At 44.5% G+C, this 578-nt stretch carries 1 protein-coding gene and 1 pseudogene; both read left to right on the top strand.

The window, feature by feature from the left end:
- Positions 1-64: 64 nt before the first annotated feature.
- Entirely contained in the window at positions 65-382 is a 318-nt protein-coding gene (locus tag LG003_RS23185) for a phage holin, lambda family (protein WP_112876956.1), read from the top strand.
- Positions 379-578: pseudogene (locus tag LG003_RS23180) on the top strand (structural protein); the annotation flags it as partial. The gene LG003_RS23185 and the pseudogene LG003_RS23180, both read left to right, overlap by 4 nt.

The raw sequence follows: 578 nt of genomic DNA, 5'->3' as shown, positions 1-578 counted from the left end.
ATCGTTCAATTGTGGGATTGAATACCGGGCTGTAGGGAGCCTGTGATTAAGGAAAGGATGATACATGAAAAATCAGCCTGACGTTTTTTTTCAGTTATGGGAGTGGCTGCTATCAGTTAGAGAACAAGGTATAGGTGCAGCACTGGCGGCCGCAATGGCTTATCTCAGGGGTCGCTATAACGGCGGTAAATTCTGGACGACAATGATGGACGCCATTATGTGTGCCATGATCGCCTGGTTTATCCGTGACGTGTTGGATTTCTTTGGTATGAGCACGGACTTGGCTTACATCGGCAGTGTGATTATTGGTTATCTGGGAACAGATTTTTTTGGTCAGTTACTTCGCGGAACGTTAAATAATAAAGCGGGGATAAAAGAATGAATATAAGCAGAGGTATTCGAAACAATAACCCCGGCAATATCCGTTGGGGTGATGACTGGCAAGGATTGGTCCCTCAATCACAACGTACCGACCAATCTTTCTGTCAGTTTGTCAGTCCTGAATATGGTCTTCGGGCCATGATTAAAATTATTCAGAATTACCATCGGAAATACGGAATCAATACAGTCAGCGGCAT

The organism is Photorhabdus kleinii (genome assembly GCF_025384885.1).
Lineage (GTDB): Bacteria > Pseudomonadota > Gammaproteobacteria > Enterobacterales > Enterobacteriaceae > Photorhabdus > Photorhabdus kayaii.
Note: the sequence above shows the minus strand (reverse complement) of the source record. Positions and strands in the feature narration are given on the sequence as shown.

What these genes read in the sequence shown, in the direction of transcription:
- LG003_RS23185 (WP_112876956.1), top strand. Translation starts at nt 65, where the DNA reads ATGAAAAATCAGCCTGACGTTTTTTTTCAGTTATGGGAGTGGCTGCTA.